Here is a 25,748-nt window from a genome sequence, read left to right as displayed (position 1 = left end):
CTACTTGCACAACCGCCATTTACATGACGCTTGAGGTTCAAGGAACTGCTCCGGAGTGAACTTCAACAGCCCAATATTTGCAGAAACGCTCTCAATCCTACGGCGCTTCCTCCCTGTTCAATCGGACACTGCCTACTCTTCTCCATCAAGACATTTTCTAAATACGAACTATTGTTCATTATTATATGCAAACTACTGCACTTTGGCAAGCAGCGCCTATATTTCATTCCTTCAGATATCGGGATCATTCAACTGATCCATCTTGGCACGAATGCGCCTGATATCGCTCAAGAGCTCCTCATTTGCTTCACTCATCCCCGTCATTCCCATCAGTTCGGTAAGACGCAGCTGTAATCGTAGACGTTCCTCCCGCTCTCCCTGATCCTTTGGCTCTCGGATGCTTCTCCGTTCATCTTCTTGTTTTTCGTCGGCCGTCCCCTCGTAGATTTCATATCCGCCCCCCGGCTGCATATCGAGTAATCGAGTTGCCGTACAACGCACAAGCTCCCGGTCATGCGAGACGAGTACCAATGCCCCATTATATCGGCGTAAAGAGTCCTCTACAATTTCACGGGTTTCAATGTCAAAGTAATTCGTCGGTTCATCCAGCACCAGCAGATTGGCTCCACTAAAGTACAGACGCAGAAAAGCTACCCTGCATTTTTCTCCCATACTGAGCGTTCCGATCCTTTTGAATACATCCTCTTTGGCAAATAAAAAACAGCCCAGCACCGTTCTCGCTTCTGTTTGGGTCATGGTTGGGAGTGCAAGCAGACTGTCGAGCAACGTCTGATCCTCTGGAAGCTGCTCCAACTCCTGTGAAAAATACCCGATATTCAACTGTGGGTTGGCTGTGATTTTTCCCGTCTTCGGTTCAAGCTGACCTGTTAATAACCGAAGCAGCGTGGTTTTGCCAATTCCATTGGGCCCTCGAACAGCCAAACGATCCCCACGTGCAACGTTCAGATTTAGATTTTTCACGATGACATGGTCGTCGTAGCTAAAGTCAACCTGCTCAGTACGCAGCAAATATTTAGCCTGAAACCCGCTGTCATTTAATTTCATGTGCAAAGACGGAGCTCCACGTGGTTGCTCTACCCTGTTAGCCTCCAGTCGCTCCAATTCCTTCTCTTTTGCATGATAACGGGAAATATTTTTTTTAGCCTTGGCCTTGTAAAAGCTCTGCGTAATGGCCATTTCAACCTTGGATGCGCTGCGATGCGCCTGATGAAACCATTCCCTGTAATTTCGAATCGTTTCCTCCAGCGCCTGTCTCGCCAGTTCCTGCTTCCGATAGCTGGCCTCCTGCTCTCGCAGTTCCCGCTCCTTCTGCGCTTTATATTCCTTATAACCACCTTTATAGCGCTCAATACCTGTGGATGTAAGCTCAACTATACTCGTAGCCACCTGATCCAAAAAGGCTCTATCATGCGATACAAACAGCAGTGTTCCAGGATACGAGGACAGCCACTGCTCCAGCCAGAGCATACTTTCGGCATCCAAATGGTTGGTTGGCTCATCCAGTACCAGCAGCTTGGGCTGCCTGACCATCAGGCCAGCCAGTCGTACTCTCGTCTTCTGTCCGCCACTCAGATCACCATAAGCAATGGACCACGTCTGTGCAGGCATTCCCATTCGGGTGAGCGCCTTTTCCACCTCAGACTCCCAAGCAAAGCCTTGCAGGCGTTCGTATTCATCCATCAGCTCGCCGTAACGCTCCAGTTGCTGCTCCATATCCTTACCAGCATTGGCTAGGTCAGCTTCCAGCTGTCCCAACTCTTGCTTGAGATCCCAGTGCTGAGTGCTCGCCTGCTGTGCGACCTCCAGTGCGGTTCGAGACCAATTCACTGTATCCTGCTGCTTCAGCCAACCTCGCTCTTCCAGCGGCAAATCATGCTCTACTTGACCAGAGGTTGGCGCTTCATCTCCCAGCAATATTCGTAATAGCGTCGTTTTGCCTGCTCCATTTCTTCCAAACAACGCGAGCCGTTCTCCTTCCGTCACGTCCAACGACACATTCTCAAATAAAGATGTCCCGTTCCATTCCTTAACTACATTGCGAACTCGCAAAATGGTTTTCATACCACGATCATCCTTTCCCAGTCCGGTTTTTATACCGGAAGCAATAAAAAAAGCCGCAGAAGGCTGCGGCTTGCATACAGGAATATAGAATGACTGTTATGAATGGTTTCAGAACATACACCTATGAAAAATAACACCGCGAACGAAAAAGAAAATCTCGTTACGGATCTTCAACGCATACGTCCCTACTTTCAATTCAGACACACTTCTCCCGTTGCAGCTTGCAGCCGCCTGCCAGTAACGTGCAGTTGAGTGGGAAAATCAGTGTGCTTACTTCATCGGACGTATGGTTACCTTCCTTTTCATGGGATACTTACTTGCAGTCAGTATAGCAGATCACAGCATATTTTCCAATACCCGCTTTATTTTCCAAAGACCAAAGTTGTATTGGACGAACCTGCATACTTAGTTACGAATTCTTTAGTATATTCAGGAGTTTGAACTTGATAGCTGTAGTTCTTGCTCGGATTCCATCGGGTCACAGGCGATTTTTGGTTAGTGATGGCTGGAAAACTACCTACATCTTTAAATTCACCATTGGCTTTATCATCCAAAATGCCGCCCTTTTCACTACCTTTTCCAAAATAATTATTCTCGGAATAAATTCGTGCATTGGTTGCTATTGTGTAAGCCAACTGAAAATTATTAATATAATTATTTTTCACATGGAAATACCCATATCTCATCAGACCTGGACCGCGTACAAGTAAGTTTTCAAAATAATTATTGGCAATCGTAATATGGGGCATGCCGTCATAATTTTTATTGCTGTCATCTGGATAACCCAGAATAAGGCCATATTTATGATTCGCAAATTTGGAGTTGCTAATGGTTACATAATCAGCCGATTGTCCTATGTACAAAAGTTTGTCCAAATCCGAGCCATTTGCATTATAATTATGACCTGCAAAAGTAACATGATCAATCCAATAATTTGTACCTGCAGTAAGATATAGCTGGATATCATCGTTACCATTAATACTGGCACTGTGCTCAAAAGTTAAATTTTGAAAGATCACATTTCCCGAGTTAGCTGTTGTTTTCAAATGAATATTGACTAGCTTATTTTGCGCATAAGAGCCGATTAGAGATTTGTTAGAACCGATATTGACCACGGTTTTAGAAGAAGCAGAAATATTCTTTTCGATGACCAGAATTTTGGGAGTTGAATCCCCTAGCTGATTTTTCAATTCGTTTAGATTATTGATATAGATGACCTGACCATTTTTGCCCCCTGTTGTAGCAGGCTTTGAAGCTCCTGTTTCGCTTTTAGCCTGTCCAGCAAAACCAATCATGCCATTCGTCGACGTATTTGGGAAATCAGTCGCAGCGAACGTAGCACTTGCTGAAAAGGTAAAAAACACAAAGGCCAAAGCTAAAAGAAAAGAGATTTTTCTCATCGCAGCCACACCATCCTTTTTTTATATTAAATTCCAATTACGAGACTATACTTTTTTTGCAAAATGGTAAATAGTTCTTTTTATCTGTTTATTTATAGCATATAAGAGAAATATTTAAATTATATTATTTAACAGCGTGAAAATAGTTCGTAGGAACGCAAAAAAGCCGGGATTCCCCATTGGTAGCCCGGCTAAAATATATTCTTATTAAAAACAAAATAAAAACCCTTGAATTTACAAGGGTTTCGGAATTTTTAAAGTCGTAAGCGGGTGATGGGAATCGAACCCACGCTATCAGCTTGGAAGGCTGAAGTTCTACCATTGAACTACACCCGCATTATATAACATCTTGATCCATATGTATGACACACTTAAGCTCTCGTCAACTAACTGAATCAGGATGTTATCTAGTATAACTTATCTTTCCACAAAATGCAAGCATACTACATACCATCCTGAACCAGCCAATTGACAGGTTTACGTAAAAACAATTTTTCAAAAACTTCTGCCGGAATGGGGCGGCTAAAATAATACCCCTGCCCTTCATGGCAATCCTGCGCCTGCAAAAATTGAAGTTGCTCCTCATTTTCCACCCCTTCAGCCGTAACCTTCAGCTTCAAATGGTGAGCCATAGAGGCAATGGTAGATACAATGGCCGCATTTTTGCTGTCAATCAGCACCTCATTTACAAAGGAACGGTCAATTTTAAGACGATCAATCGGAAGATTCTTCAAATAATGCAATGAGCTATAACCCGTTCCAAAATCATCAATACTGATTGCAACACCAATAGCCTTTATTTTTTTCAACTGTTCAAAAGCCCGATCCTTATCAAAAGTCATACTCTCAGTAATCTCCAGCTCTAAATAGCGTGGTTCCAGTCCCGTATAGGCCAAAATGCCCCGAATTACATCCACCAGTTTTTTTTGCTGGAATTGGCGCATGGATAAATTGACCGAAATCGGGATCGGTGGATACCCTAGCTCCTGCCACTGCTTATTTTGGAGACACGCCTCACGCAACACCCATTCCCCCAAGGGCACGATCAGGCCACTTTCTTCAGCTACTGGAATAAAATCACCCGGCATCACCATCCCGCGATGAGGATGATTCCAACGCACCAGCGCTTCCAAACTCGTTAGCTCGCCACTTTGCAGATGGACGCGTGGCTGATACACCAATGAAAATTCTTCATTTTCAAGCGCTCGCCGCAAATCATTCTCCAGCTGGAGCCTTTCATGCGCTCGCATCTGCATCGCACTAGCATACCGCTGAAAATTCACTCCTTGCTCCTTGGCACTATGAACGGCTGTATCCGCCTGCTGAATAAGTTGTTCGCTCTGATTCGCATCCGACGGGTACAAAGCTATGCCAACGCTCACCATCACATGATAAGACTCCCCATTAATATCAAAAGGCTGATCGAACAGCTTCACCATATCATCAATACGATTTCTCATGGCATCTGAATCTTCGTAGCCCATTAGAAGAAAGGCAAATTCATCTCCACCCATGCTAAAGACAGCTTCCCCTTCACGGCAAAAATGCCCCAAGCGTTCGCCTACCGCATACAGCAAATAATTGCCTGCCGTATGCCCAAGCGAATCATTAATCGCTTTAAAACGATCAATATTTAGCACTAAAAGCGCTACTGTCTCATCAGATTTCAGTGAGTTGCGCAATATTTTATCCAGGCGCTGGGAAAGACGACGGCGATTGGGAAGGCCTGTTATATCATCGTTATAAGCAATATGATTAAACTCAGATTCTGCCGCCTGTTTTTCCCGATAAGGAACCAGAACCATAAGCCGGACTAGACCGCTCAACAGATTATAAAATGCAATCACGTTCGTCAAAAGTCCTATAAGATGATTGATATCACTCATTTGCTTAGCAAATAAATAGAATAACTGGCTCACAACACACAGCCCAATCCCACGAACGATAAGCAACATGCCCAACTCCGCAGGGCGGACTTTTCGGTATTTTCGTACTCCAAAAATAAATGTAAGCACCAGCAGTAACATGACAACCAGATTCAACGTCCAGCCCAGGTTACCTAATTCGTACCGTATACGTAGATCTGGTAAGCCTGCATCATATGCCTTAATAACTCCTAGAATCAGCAACGTACAACCTATCCCTGCCCACAAAGCCACTGTTTTGTATTCAGACTTCGTCCTTCTAAATGGGAGAGAACAAACGAATAGGAGCATAATAGAGGTAAAGGCACGATTTACAAATAGTAGCCACAACGAAATGCCCGGAGACAAAGCAAAGTCCGTCAGGCTTACGAAACTAAACGAAACAATATGAACAAGGTAAAGCAGACCAGCCACCAGAAATGTTGGGGCAATAAGAAGTCTCTGCCAGGTCAACTGTTCCAGCAAAACGGACCAGGATTGATAAAAAATAGAAAAACAAATCGCAGCACAGGCGAACCCTATAATCGGATATAACAAGAAAAATACATTATAGGAGTATATTTTATTCAAAGTTACGTGAAATAACTGAACTAAGACAAACAAAACTATGGCGGCAATACCAATGCCTATCGTTTTTTTTACTTCCAGCCGTATATTCATTCAGCCTCTTCAGCCCCCTGCATATCGGAGATTCCGATCATCTAAGACGTTTGACAGCTTTGGAAGCCGTTGTTTAAGTCTATAGTATCAAAAAAAATGTTGTATTCTGGTATATAATAGCATTTAATCTGTGAAAGGTGAATCATTTTTTTGTTCTATATTCATGAATTTATTTTCGCATTTGCGCAAATGCACGAGCTTACAGTACCAAAAAAGCGCATCATCTTTTCAGATCATGCGCTTCAGACGACATTTTTCAATTAGGTGATACCTATACCCCAACGCTGCACACCACAACAGAAATAGTATGTACAGGACCCCTCTGCGAAAATCTCATCATATTAGACTACAGGAAGTGTGATTTTAAATTGTGTACCGCTTCCATGCTTACTGTCTACATGAATGAAGCCTCCATGATTTTTGATAATACGATAGCTCACAGCCAATCCCAAGCCGGTTCCACTTTCTTTTGTTGTAAAAAAAGGATCAAATAAACGCGCCAATGTATTGTGATCCATCCCTAATCCGTTATCTTCAATACAAATGTGGACATAAGAGCCCTCAAGCACGGTATGGATATCAATGCATCCCTCTCGTTCCCCGCCGATGCTTTCAATGGCATCCATCGCATTTTTAATCATATTGAGGATAACCTGCTTAATCTGCTTCACGTCAATGGAAACCTTCATGAGTTCATCATTTTCATCCAGTGCGATCTGGCAGCCCTTCATCAACGCCTCGCTTTCTGTCAGCATCACTACTTCTTTCAACAGTCCCATCACAGATACTGCCGTTTTTTGCGGAGCCGAAGGCTTGGACGAATTTAAAAACTCGTAAATAATGTCGTTCGCACGATCAATTTCGGTTAAAATAATGCGGGCATACTCATCCCTGCCCAACTCCACCAAGTGCGGCCGAAGCAATTGAATAAAACCCCGGATTGCAGTAAGCGGGTTACGGATTTCATGGGCGATAGAGGCCGAAATACGTCCCAGCATTGCCAGCTTGTCGTTTTGATACGCTGTCTGCTCAATCTGCTTATAATCCGACACATCCTTTACACTAAACAAAAAATCGCCATCCATCTGATCACCGTAGGTCACTGTTATCAACCAATGCCGACCATACTCATCAATCAACTCATGATAGCGCTTTCTATGAAAGATAGTTTCTTTATAAATCCGCATGATTTTCTTCTTCTTAAACCGACTTAACTCAGGATGATGCAAAATTTGCATCAGGTTGCGACCCGCGAGCGAACTACGTGGTAGCTCCAGTAATCTCGCCATTTGCACGTTAATAAAGGTCAGTACCCCGTCACTGTCAAACAGCATGATACCACTATCCAGGTTCTCCAGTACATTTTCATACTTATTATTGGCGATCTGTGTGGAAGGGCAAGCTCCCACGGTATCAAGCAAGGCTTCTTGGAATTCACTGATCATGCCAGGCTTCCCCCTTGTATCGGAATGATAAACTGGCCGTATCGGACGTGTAATATTCTTGAAGAAGAGAAAGGCATCTATCGATCACCCTTCAAATGGTGTAAAAAACAGTTTCAATCAACTCCGACCATTTTTTTCGATTCGAGTCTTATTTTATGATAGACAAGATTAAGGATCACAGTCAATCGGAAAAAGTGTCGAATCCACATTTTTATCCTATTTTCTTTCGTCATAATATCTGCGCAACATTACAAAATAAAAAAATAAGTTAAAAATAAGCGCCCTACACACCAAAGAAGCTCTCCAGATTTGAGAGCTTCTTTGGTGTGTAGGATGTCAACTGCCGCTCTTATTATGTTGAAGCCGGGATCGTCTTTGACTCATAACAGCCAGTCTTCTCTTAAGCTCTCCCTGCCATTTCTCATCATTCATCTGTTTCGCTACCGTCAATAAATCCAGCGACATGTCAATTTGTCGCTTCACAATTTCAAATGCATCTTCACTCTCACGATTTACACAGTTTTCAAATATCGTATCATCGTCTTCCATGACATAATCCTGAAAATCAATCTCAGATGCCCCATCTCCATGTGCATACTCAGCCAAAATTTCATACTCATTTTCAACTTTATAATGAACTTCAATGCGATGACATACCGGGCAAAACAGCAAAGGAACATTATGGACTTGGGTGCGGTAATGCTTCAGCGTTCCCTTGGTTCCTACCATGCTTGCTCCACAGCAATAACTCATCCGGGCTCAGCCTCCTCTGAACAAAACCTGTTCTGCCTTGTTTATCTTCTACAATACCTTATTCGCTTTCATCAGGCAAAATTCCTCCAGAACACAACAACATTTCCATAATTATTTGTTACTTCACTCTGTATTACATGATTCAGACAGGCTATTCCTATATCTCCGCTGCATAGCGCAGGCAAGCAAGCCCCCAACAACGGTAAAGTAACCGCTGGTTGGGGGCTTGCTTGTTTAAGTTCAACTTGTAAAGCTAATATTACAGATTTTTATCGCCTGGTTTCCAGTTCATTGGGCACAAGCCACCGGATTGCAAAGCTTGCAGTACACGCAATGTTTCTTCTACACTGCGGCCTACATCGTTGTGGTTAACCACTTGATATTTAAGTTCGCCTTCTGGATCAATGATGAACAAGCCGCGCAATGCAACGCCTTCTTCTTCGATCAGAACACCATAGTCGCTTGCTGTTTTTTTCGTGATGTCAGAAGCCAACGGGAAGTTCAGTTTGCCCAGACCGTTGTTTTCTTTAGCTGTGTTGATCCATGCTTTGTGGCTGTGCACGGAGTCTACACTGATACCCAAAATTTCAGTATCCAGCTCTTTGAATTGGTCAGCTGCATCGCTCAATGCTGTAATTTCTGTTGGGCATACAAAAGTGAAATCCAGTGGATAGAAGAAAAATACGAGCCACTTGCCACGGTAATCGGAAAGTTTCACCGAGCCAAATTCTTGACCGTCTCCAGATACTGTTTCCAATGCAAAATCAGGTGCGGGTCTTCCTACCAATCTTTCTGCCATAATGTGAAATCCTCCTTTAAAATATGTAAGAAAAACACCAATTGTGTTTTCCTCAATCAACTGTATTGTAATAAACCACCTACTTGATAAATGTTATCATTCGCTGAAATCAAAGTCAATATTGTAACCATTACTTTTTTATAATTATTTTAAACTAGCTTAAAAATTCACAATTTATTCACATTTCAAGAGCTTTCTGATATGCAAGTAGCTCCTGATTACTCAGGAGCTACTGTGTCAAACATTTGCTATAAAATTATACTGTATAACCTCACTATATAATAGGAAGCTTTTTTTCAGAACAAATACGTTTCTGGGGACTTTAGCGAATAGCTGCTGCGATCAAATCGCCCATTTCAGTTGTCGAGATCGCTTGTGATTTATCCACCGCGATATCTGCCGTACGGTGTCCTGCATCCAGTACCTCAGCTACCGCCTTCTCGATAGCGTCAGCTGCTTTCTCGTACCCGAAGGTGAGGCGGAACATCAAAGCAACGGACAAAATCGTTGCAATGGGGTTCGCCAGTCCCTGACCAGCAATATCAGGTGCTGAGCCGTGCACCGGCTCGTACAGACCGAAGCTGCCTTCTCCCAGTGATGCAGAGGAGAGCATACCGATGGACCCAGTCAGCATAGCTGCTTCGTCACTAAGAATGTCACCAAACATATTTTCGGTTACAATGACGTCAAAACTGGATGGACGACGCAGCAATTGCATGGCACAGTTATCGACCAATACATGCTCAAGCTCGACATCTGGGTAATCTACAGCGACCCGGTTAACAACTTCACGCCATAAACGAGAAGTTTCCAGTACATTAGCCTTATCCACCGATGCGAGCTTTTTGCGACGCTTTTGTGCAATTTCGAAAGATTGGCGAACAATACGCTCTACTTCTGTTACATTATATGCGCAAGTATCGACCGCTTCTTCCCCCTGAGCACTCTCTCGTCTGTACTTCTCACCGAAATAAATGCCGCCCGTCAGTTCGCGCACCACGATCAAGTCCGTTCCTTCCAATACCTCTGGTTTCAATGTAGACGCGTCCTTGAGACAATCGAAAACGACAGCAGGACGAAGATTTGAAAATAGACCGAGCTCTTTGCGAATACCGAGCAATCCGGTTTCAGGACGAAGCTCCTTAGGATTGTTGTCCCATTGTGGTCCACCTACCGCTCCCAACAGCACGGCATCTGCAGATTGACATACGGCCAGTGTTTCTTGCGGCAATGGAGTCCCCTTCTTATCAATGGCAATCCCGCCGAACAGCGCATGCTCTGTTTCAAATGAGAGGCCAAACACTTCTTCCGTACGTTTCAAAATTTTCTCTGCCTCTGCGACCACTTCAGGTCCGATTCCGTCTCCCGCTATTACTGCAATCTTTTTAACGTCTGCCATCACGTACACTCCTCTTGTTATACAGCCATACAGCCGTATTTCTCATACCTTCTTTGTAACATATTTGGGAGGGCTTTGACCAAGATATAGAATCTATCAATTCAATAGGCTTAGCCTATAAGCTGATTTTTTCATCAGAGAATAAGAAAACAGGACCGATACCGATCCTGTCTATACTCATTCCTTGGGCCTGTATAAAATTAGGATTTATAGTCTACGCGATTGCTGTAATTTTTACGCTTGTCGATCAAACCGTTCAGTGCATCCACATAAGCCCGTGCACTTGCTTCCAAAATATCGGTGCTTACCCCACGTCCCTGTACAGATATTCCGTTCTGAGTCAGCACCACATGTACTTCCCCTAGAGCGTCCTTGCCATGGGTAACAGATTTAATGGAGTAATCAGAAAGTACAACACTCTCGCTGCTGGCTTGATCAATCGCGTTATAGATCGCATCGACTGAACCATTCCCTTCAGCTTCTGTCTCAATCACCTGACCTTCATCGTTAACCAGTCGCACTTGTGCGGAAGGCGTAGCCTTGTTCCCATAAGTTACGAAAATGGTTTCCAGCTTGAAGACTTCAGGTGCATCGGCCAATTTTTCTTCCAGCAATGCCAGGATATCATCGTCCGATACTTCCTTCTTCTTATCAGCCAAATCCTTAAACTGCCCAAAAGCGCGATTCAGATCTTCTTCGTTCAATTCGTAGCCCAACTCAACCAAACGCTCCCGGAAAGCATGACGCCCTGAATGCTTGCCCAGCACCAGCTTGCTTTCTTTCAGACCGATACTTTCCGGTGTCATAATTTCATAGGTCGTCTTTTCCTTCAGCATGCCGTCTTGGTGAATACCTGATTCGTGCGCAAAAGCGTTAGCACCCACGATCGCCTTGTTGCCCGGCACTACCATCCCCGTCAAACGGCTAACCAATCGGCTCGTGCGTGCAATTTCAGACAATTGCAGAGACGTTTTGGCTTGGAAAAATTCCTGTCTCGTCTCCAGTGCCATGGCGATTTCCTCAATGGCCGTGTTTCCAGCACGTTCACCGATACCGTTAATAGTCCCCTCGATCTGATCTGCACCGTTCAGGATCGCAGCAAGCGTATTAGCAGTAGCCATTCCCAAGTCATTGTGGCAATGTGCACTCAACTGAATCTTCTCCACATCAACCACATTTTGCTTGATATGTTTGAATATATTTCCGTATTCGTAGGGTGTTAAGTAACCTACCGTGTCTGGAATATTGACGACAGAAGCCCCTTCCTGTACAGCCATGGTGACCATTTCAACCACAAAATCAAGCTCCGTACGTCCTGCATCCTCCAATGAAAACTCCACTTTTGGCAAATACTTCAATCCATAACGAATGGCTGCACGGGCAGTTTCCAATACCTGTGCCTTCTCCATCCGTAGCTTATGCTGACGATGAATTGGAGAGGTTGCCAAAAAGATATGGATACACGGGTCCTGTGCTCCCTTAAGCGCCTCGCGAACCGCATCAATATCTTGTTCCCTTGCACGCGAAAGGCCAATAACGGTCGAATTTTTTACAGCTTTTGCCACTGCATTAACAGCCGCCAGATCACCCGGAGAAGCAGCCGGGAACCCAGCCTCCATACGATCGATTCCCAGCTTTTCCAACTGATGAGCGATCTCTACTTTCTCACGAGTATTCAAGTTCACGCCAGGTGACTGTTCTCCGTCTCTCAACGTTGTGTCAAATATATATATTTTGCGCAACCTAACGCACCTCCTCAGGATTTGGACCCTTAAATTACAATGCGGCTCACGCAATAAGCAGGGCCGCATTGTAATTAATATTTATAAATAATTCATGTTGTCGAGCTTATAGTACAAAAGGTTGTTACTTTTTGATCCAATGCATCATTTCACGCAATTGTCCGCCCACCACTTCAATCGGATGGTTAGCTTCATTACGACGAGTAGCCGTCAGGAATGCACGTCCAGATTGATTTTCAAGGATGAAGTCACGAGCAAATTTACCTTGTTGAATGTCAGTCAATACATCCTTCATGGCTTTCTTCGTATCTTCTGTTACCACACGTGGTCCAGTTACATAATCGCCATATTCTGCTGTATTACTGATGGAATCACGCATTGTTGCCAATCCACCTTCATACATCAGGTCAACGATCAGCTTAAGCTCATGCAAACATTCGAAGTATGCCATCTCAGGAGCATATCCGGCTTCAGTCAATGTTTCAAAGCCCGCTTTTACGAGTGCGCTCACACCGCCACACAATACCGCCTGCTCACCGAACAGGTCCGTCTCCGTTTCTTCACGGAAGGAGGTTTCAATTACGCCTGCACGTGTACAGCCAATGCCTTTTGCGTAAGCAAGACCGATTTCTTTGGCTTGGCCTGTTGCGTCCTGTTCAATTGCGATCAATCCCGGTACACCAAACCCTTCCACATAGGTACGACGTACCATATGTCCTGGGGATTTTGGAGCAACCAGCAATACATCGCTATCTTTAGGAGCTACGATTTGTCCAAAATGAACATTGAAACCATGGGAGAACAAAAGTGCTGCGCCTTTTTTCAGGTTAGGTTCGATTTCGTTTTTGTAGACAGAAGCTTGAGTTTCATCAGGCAACAAAATTTGAACCACATCTGCACGGCTTGTTGCATCAGCTACGTTCAGAACTTCAAAACCGTCGTTTCTTGCGACATCAGCTGATTTGCCTTCACGCAAACCAATAACAACATTTACACCACTGTCACGCAAGTTTTGTGCTTGAGCATGTCCTTGGCTACCGTAACCAATTACGGCCACTGTTTTTCCTTTCAATACGCTGAGTTCTGCATCTTTTTCGTAGTACGTTGTAACTGCCATGGTTAATTTCCTCCTTTTAATTGGACCCTTCATAATGAGCGGGTACTCCAAGAGACTTCGCCTCATGATTGGTATCTAAAAATCTCTTCGAGCACCCGCTCTTATGCGGGCGGTTCTTTAATGATGTAATGCGCTATAAGCGGTAAATCGTTAAAGCTTTATATTATGCATTTCCACGTATCATAGCTGTAACCCCGGTTCGGGTCAACTCGCGAATACCGTAAGGCTTCAACAACTCGATCATCGCATCGATTTTTTCAGTATCGCCAATGACCTGAACAATCAAGCTTGTCGTTCCAACATCAATTACAGCTGCTCTGAACGTTTCTACCACGCCCATAATTTCTGGTCGCTGAGGCGGTTCAGCCTTTACCTTAATCATTGCCAATTCCCGAGCAACCATCGGCTTGGAACTGAGATCGATGACCTTGATCACATCAACCAGCTTGTAAAGCTGCTTTTCAATCTGCTCCAGGTTGTTCTCATCTCCTACAGTCACAATGACCATACGGGATAATCCAACTTCTTCCGATTGACCCACAGTTATGCTCTCAATGTTGAAGCCACGGCGACCAAACAGTCCGGACACACGTTGCAAAACGCCGGGATGATCATTTACCAGTACAGCAATGGTATTTTTTGTCGTCATTTTACTCGTCCCCCATCAGCATTTGATCAATTGTCGAACCTTGCGTCACCATCGGATATACATTCTCTTCCTTGCTGACTACAAACTCGACAACGACCGGTCCGGGTGTATCAAGCGCCTCCTGCCAAGCCCGACGTGCTTCTTCCTTATTCGTAGCACGCAGTCCTTTGACACCGTATGCTTCGGCCAGTTTCACAAAATCCGGGCTTCCAGCCAGGTCAATGTGACTGTACCGATTGTTATAGATCAATTCCTGCCATTGGCGAACCATTCCAAGTACCTGGTTGTTGATGATTACGATTTTGACCGGAATGTTATTGATTGCACAGATGGCTAATTCCTGCGAACACATCTGCATGCCACCGTCTCCGTTAATCGATATTACCAATCTGTCGGGATTGGCCATCTGAGCGCCGATGGCAGAAGGGAAACCAAATCCCATCGTACCCAGTCCACCAGAGGTGACCCATGAACGTGGCTGATTAAATTTGTAATACTGTGCTGCCCACATTTGATGCTGTCCTACGTCCGTCGTAACGATTGCTCCGCCCTTGGTCGTTTTATCCAACAATTCAATAACCCATTGTGGTTTAAGCACTGTTTCAGAATCCTTATAAGAAAAAGGTTTCGCAGCTTTCCATTGCTGAATTTGCGCTCTCCATGCATCTGCCAGATCCGCGCGTTTCACATCCTGATTCAGCAATTCCAATACTGCCTTCACGTCGCCTACGATTGGAATATCCGCGGCAACATTTTTTCCGATTTCAGCAGGATCGATATCAATGTGTACGATTTTGGCTTGAGGAGCAAATCCATCCAACTTGCCTGTCACCCGATCATCAAAGCGGGCACCGATACAGATCAGCAAATCCGACTGTTGAATCGCCTGATTGGAAGTGTATGTTCCGTGCATTCCCGGCATCCCTGTCCAGAGTTCATGTCCACTTGGGAATCCTCCCAAACCAAGCAATGTTGTTGCAATCGGAATTTCCGTTTTACGAACAAACTCGTAAAGTGCTTCATGTCCACCGGAGTATACAACTCCTCCACCTGCCAGAATGAATGGACGTTCTGCTTCGGCGATAGCTTGAGTCAGCTTGTCTAGTTGAATTTTGTTGGGCAACACATTCGGGTTGTAACCCCGCATGGTCACAGGTTCCGTCTGTGGAACAAACAACGTCTGGGCTGCGGAGACATCCTTCGGAATATCAATCAGTACTGGTCCTTTTCTACCTGTATTGGCAATATGAAATGCCTCATGGATGATTCGCGGCAGATCCTCTACATCTCTCACCAGATAGCTGTGTTTCGTAATCGGCATTGTAATTCCCGTGATATCAGCTTCCTGGAAAGCATCTGTACCGATCAGGGAAGATACAACATTACCCGTGATGACCACCAACGGCACCGAATCCATATAAGCTGTCGCTATGCCAGTTACCAGGTTTGTCGCTCCAGGTCCGGAAGTCGCGATACAGACACCAACTTTACCGCTTGCCCGTGCATAACCATCTGCCGCATGAATAGCTCCCTGCTCATGACGAGTGAGGACATGCTTGAAATCCTTGAAGCCGTACATGGCATCATAGATATAAAGCACTGCACCACCTGGATATCCAAAGACACACTCTACTCCCTCCAGCAAAAGGCTACGGAGTAAAATTTCCGAACCTGTAATCACCTCAGGCTTCATCCACTTTTGACGTAATTCATCGGTTGACCTAACTTCAGGAATTTGTGCACTCATTGGTCATCCTCCTTTACAAAATTTACATACAGCTGACATTTGTAAAAACAAAAAAACCTTTCATCCCTAGAACAGACTTGCTGTTACTGAGGGACGAAAGGCTGTAGCTTCCGTGGTACCACCCGTGTTTGCCCGATATTTCGCAATACCGAACCTTGGCAGGTACAGAAATCACAAAGGATCTCCATATCTGGCGTCTGTAACGTAGACCGTACGATTTTCCCTAATAGGCGATTCGGCGCACCGTTAATATCATGGGGCCCAAATACTTTTCAGGAAAACAGCTCCAAGGTGAGCTCGTTAAAAAGGGATTTTGGTGAAGCTTGCAGCTAATGCCTCACTCTCTGAACAAAAGAGCCCTAATCACTTCGTCCTCTTCATTGCCGTTGTGTTCATGTCATTCTTTCAAATGTTTAGACACATTATATGTCCCCCATCTGGGATAGTCAATACCCATATTTCATAAAAATTTATGTTTCTCCGCTTAAACACCTCTGGGTCGCACGCTTGTAAGAGGTACCCGCATATTATAAAAAAGACCGCACAGTGAGATTTTGTACTCCTTCAAAGACCAAGTCATATCTTGTTAAAAGGGTAAAAAGGAGGCCCGTTTATGATTCGCAAACGATGCGCCCAAGATGACAACATGATATTTCGTCTAATCGAGCAAGAACTTGTCCCTCTATCGCATTTAAGTGCCCAAGAAATGGATCAAATACGTAAAGAATTACCCCGGCGCTTAAACCGGGGCATCACTTTTGTAGCTTGCAGACCGGATAATGCACAGGTTGTTGGCTTCATTCATGTTATGCTGCATGGAGAACTATTATACATTGATTTGATCGCAATTTCTTCGGCTCATCAAGGTAAAAGATACGGAAAAAAGTTGCTGGAGTATGCCGAGCAATACGGCCGACTGCGACGTTGCAAGCGGGCTAAAGTGATGGTGGACGAAGACAATGTGCGAGGGATCCATTTTTATCTACGCCATCAATACCACATGCTACGATATGTGGCTCTAAGCCGATGTCACGAACTCGAAAAGTCATTGTGAAAAGCATGGTTTTCGGGATTTTGTAAAACTAAAAAAAGTTAGGGTAAAAAGGATAGCCTACCCCGGGGTAGCCCCCGTCTGTGTACGGTCCATACTGTGGACCATATCCTGGCCCTCCATAGCCTGGTCCTCCATAACCTGGACCGTAGCCACCGTAGGCACCAACGTATGGAGCTGTGCCAATGGCAAGCAAATCAAAAAGCACCAGAGGAATAATCGCCTTCGTGTTTACTTTTTTCTTACGGTTTGGTTGGAGAATCAGTCGGTTACCTGAAATGCGAATCAGCTTGCCACTGACCCGGGAGCCATCCTTACGTGTAGCGAAGATGACTTTGCCGACAAGCTTCTCCACCTGCTTTCTGGTTACTGCCTGTTTCATCGTATTTCCTCCTTCTTTCTCAACGGATGGACAGATTGAACGGCTCCTTGATAGCTTACCACCACCACAAAATAGACTGGAGCTGACAGGGGCCGAGCGTCCGTCCAATCTGCATAGCACAGTCTATTCCATTCAAGCCAGAAGCGTATGTTTAAATGCCTGCACAATGTAAAAAAATCCGGTACCTGCACATGCAGATACCAGATTTTCATATACACTAACGCGTATATTTAAAAACATTCAGCTGTCTATGAGTTATTAACGCTTGCTTGGATCATACAGTTGACCCAAAGCAGCCGGAGCGCGTGAACGTCCAACTGCCGCCACCAGCACAATAATCGTCAGGAGATACGGCAACATAAAAATAATTTCCTGGGGAATACTTTGCGACCATGCGAACAGCTGCACATAGTTGCGAATGGCTTGTGAAAAACCGAAAAACACTGCCGCGCCAAAAGCACCGAGCGGATTCCATTTACCGAAAATCATAGCAGCAATAGCAATATAGCCCTGCCCCGAAACGGTATTATGTGAGAACATATTGGTTGTAGTCAAAGTGATTGTTGCTCCACCAATCCCAGCCAACGCACCACTAATCATAACACCGATATAACGAAGGCGATTGACCTTGATTCCCACGGTATCGGCTGCACCCGGATGCTCCCCTACTGAACGCAAACGCAAGCCAAACGGAGTTTTATACAAAGTAAAGTAGCCAATTATAACCAATAGAATAGCTAGATATGTCGTTGGGTAGGCTTGGAAAAATGCTTTTCCTGCAATCGGAATATCCACAAGATAAGGGATGGATATCTCGTTAAAGCCTTGAATTCGACCGGTGTCACCATCACCCTCGAATAACAGCTTAACCATGTACAGGGTACTACCCGCTGCCAAGAAGTTAATGACAATCCCGCTAATAACCTGATCGGCTTTAAACGTAATAGAGGCAACAGCATGAATGAGCGAAACCAGAATACCGAACACCGCAGCTGACAGCACACCTACCCAGGCCGCAGAGGTGCCTCCTAGTCCAGCTTGCTCGGCATAAAATCCGCCAACACCTGCCGCAAACGCCCCAAATACCATAAGTCCTTCCAATCCCAGATTCGTTACACCGGATTTTTCCGAAAAAACTCCGCCAAGAGACGCAAAAATAATCGCCGTCGCAAAAACGAGCGTTGTATGGATTAATTCACCAAGTGTTAACCAACTCATTTTACAACACCTTCTCTTTCTTACGCTTGGAGTAGAGCGGCTTTACAACCCAACGCACAATGCCTTGGGCCGCAATGAAGAAAATAATCGAGCCAATGACTACTCGGATAATTTCTGGCGGTACATCCGCGCTAAAGCTCATCCCCGCAGAACCATACGTAAGTGTTCCGAACAAAACAGAACCGAGCAGTACACCGAACGGATTATTCATCCCGATCAAAGACACAGCGATACCGTCAAAGCCCGTTCCCGGTGACCCTGCCATGACAGATTGATAATGGAAAACCCCCAGCACCTCAAAAGCACCAGCCAATCCGGCAAAAACACCACTAATAAACATCGCTTTTATAATATTGCGATTTACATTCATGCCTGCATAACGGGATGCATCCTGATTAAATCCGACAGCCCGAAGCTCATAGCCCTGCTTTGTTTTCCACATAAAAATATAGAAAAACACTGCCGCCAGCACAGCAATAACTGTGCCCCAATGAACCCGAGCATTCCCCATCATCTGGGACAGCCAATCAATGGAAATGGAAGCGGAAGGTTGGATATCCACAGAGCGATTTTCGCCTTCCATAAGTGCAAACTGATTAATCACCAAATTAGCCAAATACAGGCCGATCCAGTTCATCATAATACAGGTAATAACTTCGTTCACGCCTCGCTTAGCCTTCAAATAGCCAGCAATCGCTGCCCACAAGCCTCCGAAAACTGCTCCTGCGATCACAGCCAGCGGTGCATGAATGATAGCAGGCAGCCCATGAAGTTTGATGCCCACAATCGAAGCAGCTGTCATACCGACCAAAAACTGCCCTTCGCCACCGATATTAAACAACCCGGCACGAGCCGCAAAAGCAAATGCCAATCCTGTTAGAATCAAAGGAGTCATCTCACGGATCGCTTCGCCAAAGTTGTAGGAATCTCCATACACACGGCTAAATAAAGCGGAATAAGCCACAATAGGGTCATACCCGCCAATCATCATCACGATAGCACCCAGAAGGAGGCCTAAAATAATAGAGACTAGAGCCAGAACAAAGGAGTCTTTTGTGAATATTTTTAATAAGTTAGCCATTCTCTGCTCCTTTCTTCACTGCACTTCCTGCCATCATCAGTCCCAGTTCCTGGTCATTCGTTTCTTCAGGCAGCACTTCCCCGACAATCTTGCCTTCATAGATAACAGCAATTCGATCGGATACATTCATAATCTCGTCCAGCTCAAAAGAAATGAGCAGTACTGCTTTACCTTGATCCCGCTGGGCAATCAATTGTTTCTGGACAAATTCAATAGCCCCGACATCCAGCCCGCGTGTAGGCTGCGCCGCAATGAGAAGGTCTGGGTTTTTATCAATTTCACGCGCTATGATTGCTTTTTGCTGATTCCCACCAGATAGCGATCTTGCCTTGGTATGAATATCTGGTGTTCTAACATCAAACTTCTCGATAAGACTTTTTGCCTGCTTTTCTATAGCGTCCTTGTTCAAGAAGCCATTTTTACTGTAAGGCGCCTGATAATACGTCTCCAGCACCATATTTTCACTCATGGAAAAATCGAGCACCAATCCATGCTTATGGCGGTCCTCCGGTATATGTGAAACGCCTGCCTCTGAAATTTTGCGCGGTGGCTGATTTGCCAGTTCTTTTCCGAGCAAACGGATACTTCCGCTATCCACCTTGCGTAATCCTGTCAAAGCTTCTATCAGCTCACTCTGTCCATTGCCGTCTACTCCAGCAATCCCCAAAATCTCGCCGGCCTTAACCTGCAGGTTCAATTCATTCAGAACATGAATGCCATCCTTGTTTTTAGAAATTACTTTGTTCATTTCCAGTACAGTTTGTCCTGGTTGAGCAAGCTTCTTATCCACTTTAAAGGACACACGACGGCCCACCATTTTCTCCGCCAGCTCATTTGGTGTTGTTTCGGATGTTTTGACCGTGTCAATAACTTTACCTCGGCGAATGATCGTAACCGTATCTGCAATTTGCATAATTTCTTTGAGTTTATGAGTGATAAGAATGATTGATTTGCCTTCAGCTACTAAGCGCTTCATAATTTCCAGCAACTCAGAGATTTCCTGCGGTGTCAGCACCGCGGTTGGCTCATCGAAAATCAGAATATCTGCACCGCGATAGAGCGTTTTGATAATTTCCACACGCTGCTGCATACCAACAGATATATCCTCAATTTTGGCATTCGGATTTACCTGAAGTCCGTATTGTTCAGACAACCGCTGTACTTCTGCGTCAGCCTTTTTATAATTGATTTTCAGACCTTTACGTGGCTCCGACCCAAGGACAATATTTTCGGTTACGGTAAACGGCTGTACGAGCTTAAAATGCTGATGCACCATGCCGATCCCCAGATCAATCGCCCTATTTGGACTATCAATCTGTACGGGGTTCCCTCCCATTTCAATGGTCCCTTCATCCGGCTGATATAGTCCGAAAAGAATATTCATAAGCGTAGATTTACCCGCGCCATTCTCACCCAAAAGGGCATGAATTTCTCCCTTATGCAGCTTGATGCTGATGGAGTCGTTGGCAACGATGCCGGGGAATCGTTTTGTAATTTGCTTTAACTCAACGACGGGGGTCGCTGCATCCATGAGATCACCCTTATACACTTTATAGTATGTGCTCCAATGAGCTGATATTGACCGTTATAATCTTATAACTCCAGACGTAAGAACAAGGCTAGTCTTATGAACCAGCCTTGTCGCCACCTCTATGTTCTTCAGTCTAACTTATTTCGAAGGGACTGTAATCTCGCCTTTAATGATTTTTTGCTTGTATTGTTCTACAAGATCAAGCACGTCTTTTGGAACGTTTTTTGTAGATGTATCTGCCAAACCAATTCCGTTATCTTTCAGAGCCAGTGTTTCGACACCGCCCTTAAACTTACCGTCAATTACTTCTTGGGATACGCGTTTTACTGCTTCATCTACGCGTTTTACCATGGAAGTTAATGTTACCTCGTCACCAAACTCAAGTGATTGGTCTTTATCTACACCGATAACCCATACTTGCTGACCTTGCTGCTTACGCGCGAGTGCTTCGTTAAATACGCCTGTTCCTGATCCGCCAGCTGCATGGAAAATAATATCCGCACCATCGTTGTAGATCGTTGCTGCTGCAGCCTTACCGAGATCTGGCTTATCAAATGCACCCGTATAGTTCACATTCAGTTGTGCTTTTGGATTAACAGCCTTAATCCCTGCTTCAAATCCTTTTTCAAAACGTTTGATCAGCGGGCTGTCTTGTCCACCCACAAAACCAATTTTGTTTGTTTTAGTAAGTTTACCAGCCACAACCCCCACCAGGAAGGAACCTTCATTTTCAGCAAATACAACCGATTTAACGTTAGGCGCATCCACAACACTATCAATGATCGCCAAATTTTTGTTCGGATTGTCTTTTGCTACTTGTCCAATCGCATTAGCTAGATTAAAACCGATTCCCCAAGTCAGGTTGAAATCACCCTTAACGAATTGGTTGAGGTTAGGAATATAATCTTGGTCGGATTTACTTTGCAGGTATTTAACTTTAACGCCTGATTCTTTCTCAATAGCTTGAAGTGCCTCCCAAGCAGATTGGTTAAACGATTTGTCGTTTACTCCACCCACATCAGTAACCATGCCAAGTTGGACATTTGATGTTTTGGCAGAACCGCCTGCTTCTCCACCATTTGCGTTGGACGCACCTTGATTTTTGTTACCGCAGCCTGCGAGAATGACCGAGATCGCCAGCAGCATAACCAAAGACATACTAAACAATTTCTTCATGCTGATACTGTTCCCCCTTAGTGTTAGATCCCTGGACTGTCTCTTTTCTTTAGAAAATACACATCATTTTCATGTCATTTACTGACGAGACAGATCGTACAGAAGACTTACTTTAGAGATTATACAATTATGATCGGCTAAAATCTAGACAATTAATAACCTTGGGTCAATTTTTTTTAGAATCCCAAAAATGTAAGCGTTACAAAATCGAAAAATCCATACATTCTATCATCACACGTCATATTTATTCGTATTTCGAAGAAAACGAAGTCCTTTTTAGTGTTAAGAATGTACAAAAAAAGGCGTCCCTACACAGCGTACTGCTCGGGACACCTTTGTTACCACTTTCGCGGTTTTTACGCCTTAATTAAGCGTTGATTTTACCTTTAGCAACAGTTGCCAAAGAGTTGAATGCATTAATATCATTGACTGCAAGATCAGCCAAGATTTTACGGTTAATGTCTACACCAGCCAATTTCAGACCGTGCATCAATTTGCTGTAAGACAAACCATTCAAACGAGCTGCTGCGTTGATACGCACGATCCACAGTCTGCGGAAGTTACGTTTCGTCTGACGACGGTCACGGTATGCGTAAACAAGCGATTTCATTACCTGCTCGTTAGCTGTTTTAAAAATGCGGTGTTTGGAACCAAAATAACCTTTAGCAAGCTTCAATACTTTTTTATGACGACGACGAACGACGAATCCGCCCTTTACTCTTGCCATATCAAAAGACCTCCCAAATAATGTTTATACTTTATTTATTTCCGTGCTTAATGCTATTTCAGGTTAGCAAGACCTTGTTTCAGACGTCTAACGTCCCCAGGTGCCATCTCAGGGTTAGTACCCAGAACGCGTTTTGCACGTTTGGATTTGTGGGAAAGCAAGTGGTTTCTGTAAGCTTTGTAACGCGTTACTTTACCAGTACCGGTAATTTTGAAGCGGCCTTTAAGGCTGCTATGTGTTTTCATTTTTGGCATTGAACTTCCTCCTTAATTTGTCATTGACTCTTTGGAGCCAATATCATAATCATGCTGCGTCCTTCGAGCTTGGGTTGGCGCTCCACGGTACAAAGATCAGCAACTTCCGTTTTTACACGTTCGAGAATTTTTTGTCCCACATTAGCATGGGTAATTTCGCGACCACGAAAACGAACAGAGCATTTCACCTTGTCCCCTTCATTCAGGAACTTCACCACATTGCGAAACTTGGTCTGGTAGTCATGTTCCTCGATGTTGGAACGGAACCATACCTCTTTGATGTCAACGATCTTCTGGTTTTTACGGGCTTCCTTTTCTTTCTTCTGTTGCTCATAGCGGAATTTACCGTAATCCATAATCCGACACACGGGCGGCTTCGCTTGAGGCGCCACGTTCACGAGATCCAAGTTTGCATCAATAGCCATTTGCAGAGCTTCACGAGTCGGTTTAATACCGATTTGTTCCCCGTTTGCACCAACTAGACGTACTTCTCTCACTCGAATCTCATCATTGATCATATGTTCCTTACTAATAACCCTCCACCTCCAGAACCTGTTATTGTTGTATTGTGTTTAAGCACAAAAAAGGGATGACGACTATGCAGCCGACATCCCTGTCTGATACTCAATTCATCATGAAAGTTCAATTCACAAATCATTGGATCATGACCAGCCGGCAATACCGGACAGGTGAGAAGTCGGACCTTCTGCTTGTTAATCCATACTTTTCAATTAACATACTCAAGTATCATATCATGCTACTACAGAGGTGTCAACACTTTTATAAAAAATTAGGTGTACACATCCGCTGTAGGTTGCATAGTCTTACTTCATTGTTAATTAGCCTTGCTTGCTCTGAACCTCTTCCAGACGAACGACACGCGTATGCTGGGTGTGGCTCCATTGCTTGTTGTTCTGTGTAAAGAACGCATAGAACGTAATCGGATACCACGAAATCAGATAGACTGGGAACAGCAGCAAGTACAGATATACTTTTTTGAACGTGACCTTTTCCAAGATCATCGCGATTAAAAAGGTGATAATATTCAGACTCACAGCCACAAAACCGGTCCAAGCAGGGAATTGTACGTAGATATTTTCAATATTGGGACCACCAAATAATACAATATCTATCCACATCGCTACTGTCATCAAAAAGGTAAACAGTACGATGTACACGTTCAGACCATAAAGAGCCATATCGAATTTAATCAGGCTTCTATGCTTGATACTCTGCCACAGCAACGGGAAGAAATAACGACGAGCAACCGTGAAGTGACCTTGCATCCAGCGCAGACGCTGTCTAGAAGAAGCTTTGAACGTCAACGGCTTCTCATCATACACCTTGGCATCGTAATTAAATCTTGGATACACGTTGCGTTGTGTACAACGCATAGTGAATTCCAAATCCTCTACCAGACTTGTTGCACCCCAGCCCATTTCCTTGAGCAGATTTGTTTCAAAGCACATGCCTGTACCACCGAGGAAATTAGCCATATTCAGGTTGTGACGTGACAACTGCCACAGACGGTTGATGTACCAATAAGATACCCCGTATGCTGCTGTGATCCAAGAGTCCTCAGGGTTCTTAGTATCAATGTATCCCTGGATAACACGAGCACCTGAGCACAAATCATTATTCATTTCGCTCAGGAAATTGGTATGCGCCAAATTGTCGGCATCAAACATGACAATGGCATCATATTGACGCCGCATAGCCCATAGCTCTTTGAGCATCCACTCAATAGCATAGCCTTTACCACGCAAATTCGGATTCGTACGTTCACAAGCATTCATGCCGTGAGCGCGAACGATGTCCGCTGTCTTATCTGTGCAGTTATCACAGATTACGAATACATCGTACAGTTCCTTTGGATAGTCAAGCTGCTTTAAATTTTCCATCAGTGCTCCGACAACTTGTTCTTCATTGTGGGCAGCGACTAAAATAGCAAATGATTTTTCTGGAGCCGCCTGCTCTTTCCTTTTCTTACGAACCAATCCGAACAAGGAGAATGCAAACTGATAGACTGCGATCAACGCCAGTATGATCTGGAGCGTCACGAAAATAGCGTCTAACATGATCTCTTGTTACCCCCTTTTTATACCCCTTTAAAAATCTTGCGTTTGTCTGTTTTCTATCTGTGTAGCGCAAGTTGCGGCGCTTTGTGCGCCTTTTCTGTAGTTTTGACCCGACCCTTGCTTTCTTCTTTGGCTCTGCGCAGCCCCCTTTTGGCTGACACAGGAATGCCATTACGATTTTCGTTGGTTTTCAATCTTTTGTCAAAGCCCCTAAACGGGTCTCAGCAGCAAAAAAACACGACAAATTCCCGTTTGAACCGAGAATGCGGCGCTGGACCTCTCATTCATGACGCTTAGGTCTTATTTTCATCCATTTGCTAACTTTTTATTTCTTTGGTCCCTCCTTTTTGTGGGCCAATTAGCAACCACTTCTAATCACTCTATCTTATTAGACGGATGAACGCAAAGAAAGTTATACAAAACGGCTTATATTCCATTAACATTTTTGTGTAGAATTGAACCAGGTAAGTGGTGATTCTTGAAATGAACAGCGTTTAAAAATATGATGAGAGCAAGAGAATAATTACTTAGA

The 25,748-nt window shown here is 44.4% G+C and carries 22 protein-coding genes and 1 tRNA gene; 1 reads left to right on the top strand and 22 read right to left on the bottom strand.

Features of this window, described 5'->3' with window-relative positions; genetic code table 11:
- Positions 1-231: 231 nt before the first annotated feature.
- The 12 genes from abc-f to ilvB all read right to left on the bottom strand — a co-directional run bounded on the left by abc-f (position 232) and on the right by ilvB (position 15,718).
- Positions 232-2,082 (bottom strand): ribosomal protection-like ABC-F family protein, encoded by a 1,851-nt coding sequence (gene abc-f, locus PPM_RS07115; protein ID WP_013370092.1) that lies wholly within the window; start codon positions 2,080-2,082, stop codon positions 232-234.
- A gap of 362 nt (positions 2,083-2,444) precedes the next feature.
- The gene (locus PPM_RS07110; protein WP_014599567.1) at positions 2,445-3,482 is read right to left on the bottom strand and encodes a pectate lyase family protein; all 1,038 of its coding nucleotides are present in this window, start codon (positions 3,480-3,482) and stop codon (positions 2,445-2,447) included.
- Positions 3,483-3,747: 265 nt separating this feature from the next.
- Positions 3,748-3,818, bottom strand: a tRNA-Gly gene (locus tag PPM_RS07105).
- A 107-nt stretch (positions 3,819-3,925) separates the two neighbouring features.
- Positions 3,926-6,067: a putative bifunctional diguanylate cyclase/phosphodiesterase gene (locus PPM_RS07100; RefSeq protein ID WP_013370089.1), complete on the bottom strand. Its 2,142-nt coding sequence runs from the start codon at positions 6,065-6,067 to the stop codon at positions 3,926-3,928.
- 341 nt (positions 6,068-6,408) lie between these two features.
- A complete protein-coding gene (locus tag PPM_RS07095; protein WP_013370087.1) occupies positions 6,409-7,512 on the bottom strand; it encodes an ATP-binding protein in 1,104 nt (367 codons plus the stop codon).
- Between the two features lie 336 nt (positions 7,513-7,848).
- Positions 7,849-8,265, bottom strand: coding sequence for a hypothetical protein (locus PPM_RS07090; RefSeq protein ID WP_013370085.1), 417 nt, complete (start codon positions 8,263-8,265; stop codon positions 7,849-7,851).
- A gap of 259 nt (positions 8,266-8,524) precedes the next feature.
- Complete coding sequence (locus tag PPM_RS07085) at positions 8,525-9,064, bottom strand: peroxiredoxin (RefSeq protein WP_013370083.1); 540 nt, start codon at positions 9,062-9,064, stop codon at positions 8,525-8,527.
- Between the two features lie 322 nt (positions 9,065-9,386).
- The gene (leuB, locus tag PPM_RS07080) at positions 9,387-10,463 is read right to left on the bottom strand and encodes a 3-isopropylmalate dehydrogenase (RefSeq protein WP_013370082.1); all 1,077 of its coding nucleotides are present in this window, start codon (positions 10,461-10,463) and stop codon (positions 9,387-9,389) included.
- 200 nt (positions 10,464-10,663) lie between these two features.
- Complete coding sequence (locus PPM_RS07075) at positions 10,664-12,205, bottom strand: 2-isopropylmalate synthase (RefSeq protein WP_013370081.1); 1,542 nt, start codon at positions 12,203-12,205, stop codon at positions 10,664-10,666.
- Positions 12,206-12,329: 124 nt separating this feature from the next.
- The gene (gene ilvC / locus PPM_RS07070; protein WP_013309387.1) at positions 12,330-13,322 is read right to left on the bottom strand and encodes a ketol-acid reductoisomerase; all 993 of its coding nucleotides are present in this window, start codon (positions 13,320-13,322) and stop codon (positions 12,330-12,332) included.
- Positions 13,323-13,485: 163 nt separating this feature from the next.
- Positions 13,486-13,971 (bottom strand): acetolactate synthase small subunit, encoded by a 486-nt coding sequence (gene ilvN / locus PPM_RS07065; RefSeq protein WP_013370080.1) that lies wholly within the window; start codon positions 13,969-13,971, stop codon positions 13,486-13,488.
- A gap of 1 nt (position 13,972) precedes the next feature.
- Positions 13,973-15,718: a biosynthetic-type acetolactate synthase large subunit gene (ilvB, locus tag PPM_RS07060; RefSeq protein WP_013370079.1), complete on the bottom strand. Its 1,746-nt coding sequence runs from the start codon at positions 15,716-15,718 to the stop codon at positions 13,973-13,975.
- A 613-nt stretch (positions 15,719-16,331) separates the two neighbouring features.
- On the opposite strand from ilvB, the gene PPM_RS07055 reads away from it, so the two are divergent.
- Positions 16,332-16,772, top strand: a complete 441-nt coding sequence (locus tag PPM_RS07055; RefSeq protein WP_013370078.1) for a GNAT family N-acetyltransferase — start codon at positions 16,332-16,334, stop codon at positions 16,770-16,772.
- Between the two features lie 28 nt (positions 16,773-16,800).
- Here PPM_RS07055 and PPM_RS07050 read toward each other — a convergent pair whose 3' ends face one another.
- The 10 genes from PPM_RS07050 to PPM_RS29415 form a co-directional block, all read right to left on the bottom strand.
- Positions 16,801-17,151 (bottom strand): hypothetical protein, encoded by a 351-nt coding sequence (locus PPM_RS07050; protein ID WP_013370077.1) that lies wholly within the window; start codon positions 17,149-17,151, stop codon positions 16,801-16,803.
- 258 nt (positions 17,152-17,409) lie between these two features.
- Positions 17,410-18,369, bottom strand: a complete 960-nt coding sequence (locus PPM_RS07045) for an ABC transporter permease (protein ID WP_010349245.1) — start codon at positions 18,367-18,369, stop codon at positions 17,410-17,412.
- Position 18,370: 1 nt separating this feature from the next.
- Positions 18,371-19,450, bottom strand: coding sequence for an ABC transporter permease (locus PPM_RS07040; RefSeq protein WP_013370075.1), 1,080 nt, complete (start codon positions 19,448-19,450; stop codon positions 18,371-18,373).
- Positions 19,443-20,981 (bottom strand): ABC transporter ATP-binding protein, encoded by a 1,539-nt coding sequence (locus tag PPM_RS07035; protein ID WP_013370074.1) that lies wholly within the window; start codon positions 20,979-20,981, stop codon positions 19,443-19,445. Before PPM_RS07035 ends, PPM_RS07040 begins: the two co-directional genes overlap by 8 nt.
- Before the next feature lie 138 nt (positions 20,982-21,119).
- A complete protein-coding gene (locus PPM_RS07030) occupies positions 21,120-22,157 on the bottom strand; it encodes a BMP family lipoprotein (protein ID WP_013370073.1) in 1,038 nt (345 codons plus the stop codon).
- Positions 22,158-22,524: 367 nt separating this feature from the next.
- Positions 22,525-22,884, bottom strand: a complete 360-nt coding sequence (gene rplT, locus PPM_RS07025) for a 50S ribosomal protein L20 (RefSeq protein ID WP_007429517.1) — start codon at positions 22,882-22,884, stop codon at positions 22,525-22,527.
- Between the two features lie 53 nt (positions 22,885-22,937).
- Entirely contained in the window at positions 22,938-23,138 is a 201-nt protein-coding gene (gene rpmI / locus PPM_RS07020; RefSeq protein WP_007429516.1) for a 50S ribosomal protein L35, read from the bottom strand.
- Between the two features lie 20 nt (positions 23,139-23,158).
- Positions 23,159-23,656: a translation initiation factor IF-3 gene (infC, locus tag PPM_RS07015; protein WP_007429515.1), complete on the bottom strand. Its 498-nt coding sequence runs from the start codon at positions 23,654-23,656 to the stop codon at positions 23,159-23,161.
- A 321-nt stretch (positions 23,657-23,977) separates the two neighbouring features.
- Positions 23,978-25,216, bottom strand: coding sequence for a glycosyltransferase family 2 protein (locus tag PPM_RS07010; protein WP_013370071.1), 1,239 nt, complete (start codon positions 25,214-25,216; stop codon positions 23,978-23,980).
- A 56-nt stretch (positions 25,217-25,272) separates the two neighbouring features.
- A complete protein-coding gene (locus PPM_RS29415) occupies positions 25,273-25,410 on the bottom strand; it encodes a hypothetical protein (RefSeq protein WP_013370070.1) in 138 nt (45 codons plus the stop codon).
- Positions 25,411-25,748 lie beyond the last annotated feature (338 nt).

This window comes from Paenibacillus polymyxa M1 (assembly GCF_000237325.1).
In the GTDB taxonomy this organism is placed as follows: domain Bacteria; phylum Bacillota; class Bacilli; order Paenibacillales; family Paenibacillaceae; genus Paenibacillus; species Paenibacillus polymyxa_C.
Note: the sequence above shows the minus strand (reverse complement) of the source record. Positions and strands in the feature narration are given on the sequence as shown.

Coding starts and splice junctions, on each gene's coding strand:
- infC (WP_007429515.1), bottom strand. CDS start 23,656: ATGATCAATGATGAGATTCGAGTGAGAGAAGTACGTCTAGTTGGTGCA.
- ilvC (WP_013309387.1), bottom strand. CDS start 13,322: ATGGCAGTTACAACGTACTACGAAAAAGATGCAGAACTCAGCGTATTG.
- PPM_RS07055 (WP_013370078.1), top strand. CDS start 16,332: ATGATTCGCAAACGATGCGCCCAAGATGACAACATGATATTTCGTCTA.
- PPM_RS07010 (WP_013370071.1), bottom strand. CDS start 25,216: ATGTTAGACGCTATTTTCGTGACGCTCCAGATCATACTGGCGTTGATC.
- PPM_RS07085 (WP_013370083.1), bottom strand. CDS start 9,064: ATGGCAGAAAGATTGGTAGGAAGACCCGCACCTGATTTTGCATTGGAA.
- PPM_RS07050 (WP_013370077.1), bottom strand. CDS start 17,151: ATGAAACAGGCAGTAACCAGAAAGCAGGTGGAGAAGCTTGTCGGCAAA.
- rpmI (WP_007429516.1), bottom strand. CDS start 23,138: ATGCCAAAAATGAAAACACATAGCAGCCTTAAAGGCCGCTTCAAAATT.
- PPM_RS07110 (WP_014599567.1), bottom strand. CDS start 3,482: ATGAGAAAAATCTCTTTTCTTTTAGCTTTGGCCTTTGTGTTTTTTACC.
- PPM_RS07045 (WP_010349245.1), bottom strand. CDS start 18,369: ATGAGTTGGTTAACACTTGGTGAATTAATCCATACAACGCTCGTTTTT.
- PPM_RS07030 (WP_013370073.1), bottom strand. CDS start 22,157: ATGAAGAAATTGTTTAGTATGTCTTTGGTTATGCTGCTGGCGATCTCG.
- PPM_RS07090 (WP_013370085.1), bottom strand. CDS start 8,265: ATGAGTTATTGCTGTGGAGCAAGCATGGTAGGAACCAAGGGAACGCTG.
- abc-f (WP_013370092.1), bottom strand. CDS start 2,082: ATGAAAACCATTTTGCGAGTTCGCAATGTAGTTAAGGAATGGAACGGG.
- PPM_RS07095 (WP_013370087.1), bottom strand. CDS start 7,512: ATGATCAGTGAATTCCAAGAAGCCTTGCTTGATACCGTGGGAGCTTGC.
- ilvN (WP_013370080.1), bottom strand. CDS start 13,971: ATGACGACAAAAAATACCATTGCTGTACTGGTAAATGATCATCCCGGC.
- PPM_RS07100 (WP_013370089.1), bottom strand. CDS start 6,067: ATGAATATACGGCTGGAAGTAAAAAAAACGATAGGCATTGGTATTGCC.
- leuB (WP_013370082.1), bottom strand. CDS start 10,463: ATGGCAGACGTTAAAAAGATTGCAGTAATAGCGGGAGACGGAATCGGA.
- rplT (WP_007429517.1), bottom strand. CDS start 22,884: ATGGCAAGAGTAAAGGGCGGATTCGTCGTTCGTCGTCGTCATAAAAAA.
- PPM_RS07035 (WP_013370074.1), bottom strand. CDS start 20,981: ATGGATGCAGCGACCCCCGTCGTTGAGTTAAAGCAAATTACAAAACGA.
- ilvB (WP_013370079.1), bottom strand. CDS start 15,718: ATGAGTGCACAAATTCCTGAAGTTAGGTCAACCGATGAATTACGTCAA.
- PPM_RS07040 (WP_013370075.1), bottom strand. CDS start 19,450: ATGGCTAACTTATTAAAAATATTCACAAAAGACTCCTTTGTTCTGGCT.